The organism is Bacteriovorax sp. DB6_IX (assembly GCF_000447775.1).
In the GTDB taxonomy this organism is placed as follows: Bacteria; Bdellovibrionota; Bacteriovoracia; order Bacteriovoracales; family Bacteriovoracaceae; genus Halobacteriovorax_A.
This window is the reverse complement of sequence record NZ_AUNJ01000241.1, coordinates 1-2946: the sequence shown is the minus strand read 5'-3', so window position 1 is coordinate 2946 and position 2946 is coordinate 1. Positions and strand designations below refer to the sequence as shown.

Below are 2946 nucleotides of genomic sequence, written 5' to 3'. Positions count from 1 at the left end.
CTTCTTCATTAAGTCATTGTTTTTAAAAGGAACTTTTACTGCTAGAGCACTTGCTGATGCTGTCGCAATCAGTAGTGAAATAAGTGTATTTTTCATTCTCCCTCCAAAAGGTGATATTTATTGGTTTGACTTATCAAACTTTCGTTCTTATAAAATACTCATGTTCTAAAGGCAATACATTTTTTTGGAAATATAAATATGAAAGGGTACATCTTTTTAATTCTCGCTACTTTTAGTGTTCACGCATTTTCAAGTGACATTGATCAACAACTAAAAAAACTTATTAAAGATAATAATCTGCAAGCGCTAGAGCCGTCTTTTAAGGAAGACATTCATGTCATTAGATTAGGACAACGTCTTTTTAGCGAAAGAGAATTAAGTGGTAATAGAGATATTACATGTATGCACTGTCATCATCCGGCACTTGGAACAAGTGATAGGCTCCCCCTTCCTATTGGGGCAGGAGGAATTGGTCTTGGTCCCAATCGTCAACAGTCAAAGGCCCAAGTCATCCCTAGAAACTCACCTGCTCTTATTAACCTAGGTTATCGTGAGATTAATGATATGTTCTGGGATGGTCGTGTTTCCTATGACCATAAAACAAAAGCTCTTCAAACACCTGAGCCTGCGTTGAATGGAAGATCACCCGAAGCAAAAGAAATTGCTAAAATGCTAACAAGCTCACTTGCTGCCCAAGTCATCTTTCCTATCACAAGCAAAGAAGAGATGCGCGGATTTGAAAATAATGAACTCTCTAAGGCCCAGAGTAACCTTGAAGTCTGGAACTTAGTGATGAAGCGTCTTCTGCATGGGGAATATAAAGACTTTTATAGAGAACAATTCTCAAAGGCTTTCCCAAAAACGAAGATCGAAGATTTTAATATTGGTCATGTTGGTAATGCTCTAGCAGCTTTTATTTCTTACAACTTTAACCTTATCAACACACCTTATGATCGCTATCTTAAAGGTGATCTCAATGCCATGACACACTCCGAGAAAAAAGGCCTTAAGGTTTTTCTAACTCGAGGAAAGTGTGTTAATTGTCATGCAGGAAAACACCTTTCAAATTTTCAATACAAGACAACGGGAACACCTCAAATTGGAACAGTCGATTCACCAAAATTAGATGATCAGGGAAGATTCGAAGTTACTGGAGTAAAAAGAGATCTTTATAAGTTTAGAACACCTCCCCTTCGAAATATTATTCTGACAGCACCTTATATGCACTCAGGAGTCTTCTTTACCCTAGAAGAAGTTATCGAACACTATGACAATGTAAAGAAGTCTATGGCCAATTTTGAAGTCTCTAGCGATATTCAAAAATTCTATGATGAGAAAATTGTTCTGGATAAGGACCCGCGTAGAAATAAGCTTCGATTCCAACTGATGAGCATTGGAGAATTACGCAAAGGTTTAAAGCTGACTGATAGTGAGAAAAAAGACCTTCTTAACTTTATGAAAGACGCACTCACTGACGACAGAGTAAGAGCTGCTACGAATTCCGAATTTGCTTTTCAATAACGTCCAGCCATTCTCGTTGAAGATGAATATTGGGTGGTAGAGGATGTCGATAAAGAGGTGCCACTTTTTCATAACCATGAGAGTTATACTTTAAGAGAAGTTTATCTGCTATTTCAGCATACGGCACCAGACTCTTATCGAGTCCCCAGCCTTTTATAATTGGGATATCGCCGCTGAGATATTTCATCAACTCAGCCTTTCGCTTCGACGAAAAAATACTATGAATATCGGACTTATAGGAGCTTAACTTTTGATAGAACTCACGGCTCTTTGAAATTCGTACATCAGAAAGATTAAGTACCGCCGCATGATTAAATTCAAGACGGTCCATTAAACGCATAACTTGATACTGAGTATTATCTGGCTTGGCCAATGAGTAGATCTTCTTCTTTCGAGGAGTCCAATCTTTTTGAATGACTCCACCAATCAGAGGTTTTGAGGAACCAGGATTCATCATGACCACAACAAGATCATAATCTTGCTGCTCAGAGCTCTTACGTTGAATTCTAAGCACGCTACGATAACTATCCTGCTTATCTTCTTTTAAAGTATAATAATGTCCAGAAACATTGAAATCACTAGTCTTCATGGTCCTCTTTATTTAAAAGGAAAAAGTAATTCTGACTTAAGAGAATGTTCTTCTGTTCCCTCAACTCCAAAAGATGTTACCTTCTTATTCTTAGAGAGTACACATGTCCCAAAAAGCTTATCCCAGACACTTAATACAATACCAAAGTTCGTGTCGTAAAATTCTCTATCTTTTGCATGGTGAATCTGATGTTGCGCAGGACTAATAAAGAGGTGCTCTAGAAAACCAAAGCTAATCCAAATATGCGAGTGACGTAGATTGCTTCCGCAGATATTAAAAGAAAGCCAATCATATTAACTCCTAGAATATCAATTCCTCCAACTTGCTTTTGAAAGAAGAATGTAAATATTCCTGCACTTAAACCTGCCGCGAGAGCGTTTCTAATCTGAGCAAACACGACTTCTACAGGGTGAGCTCTGTAAAGAGAAAATGGCGTCAGTACTTCGGCAGAGTGATGAGTTCGATGAAACTTCCACAAGAAGGAGTTCATATGCATTAAGTAGTGCATATAGAACCTGAAGAAGTCACTAATAAGAAATGAAAGAAGCGTAAAGATCACTAGTAATAATTCACTCGAAAGCTTCGGAGCCTCATATCCAGGAAAGAGCCAGAACATTCCTTTCATAAAATAGACTGAAATTGTAAAAGAGCTAATCATCCAAGGAGCTAGCAATAGTACTTTAAAGATAGCATTGAAGAAGTAGAGCTTATAATCAACTATGGCCGATGGGTGTAACCATATCTCTTTATTAAAAATAGCTTTAACTCTCTCTTTATAAGAATCTTTCTTAATAAAGATAAGCGCTAAGATAAGCGCTGAGAAAATATTCATATAA

Annotated in this window: 4 protein-coding genes; 1 reads left to right on the top strand and 3 read right to left on the bottom strand. The window is 37.4% G+C overall.

Going from position 1 to position 2946, the window contains the following annotated elements; translation table 11 throughout:
* Window positions 1-198 precede the first annotated feature (198 nt).
* Window positions 199-1521 carry a cytochrome-c peroxidase gene (locus M901_RS07270; RefSeq protein WP_021277541.1) on the top strand — a complete coding sequence of 441 codons (1323 nt, stop codon included), beginning with the start codon at window positions 199-201 and terminating at the stop codon, window positions 1519-1521.
* Here the strand turns inward: M901_RS07270 and M901_RS07265 are convergent.
* The 3 genes from M901_RS07265 to M901_RS07260 form a co-directional block, all read right to left on the bottom strand.
* Window positions 1493-2110 (bottom strand): hypothetical protein, encoded by a 618-nt coding sequence (locus M901_RS07265; protein ID WP_021277543.1) that lies wholly within the window; start codon window positions 2108-2110, stop codon window positions 1493-1495. The genes M901_RS07270 and M901_RS07265 overlap by 29 nt on opposite strands.
* A gap of 8 nt (window positions 2111-2118) precedes the next feature.
* The gene (locus M901_RS18370) at window positions 2119-2346 is read right to left on the bottom strand and encodes a sterol desaturase family protein (RefSeq protein ID WP_369793752.1); all 228 of its coding nucleotides are present in this window, start codon (window positions 2344-2346) and stop codon (window positions 2119-2121) included.
* The coding region (locus M901_RS07260) for a sterol desaturase family protein (RefSeq protein WP_021277542.1) at window positions 2328-2946 on the bottom strand (619 nt) is incomplete at its 5' end. The genes M901_RS07260 and M901_RS18370, both read right to left, overlap by 19 nt.

Excerpts from the sequence above, each read along its gene's own strand:
- M901_RS07270 (WP_021277541.1), top strand. The coding sequence starts at position 199 with ATGAAAGGGTACATCTTTTTAATTCTCGCTACTTTTAGTGTTCACGCA.
- M901_RS07265 (WP_021277543.1), bottom strand. The coding sequence starts at position 2,110 with ATGAAGACTAGTGATTTCAATGTTTCTGGACATTATTATACTTTAAAA.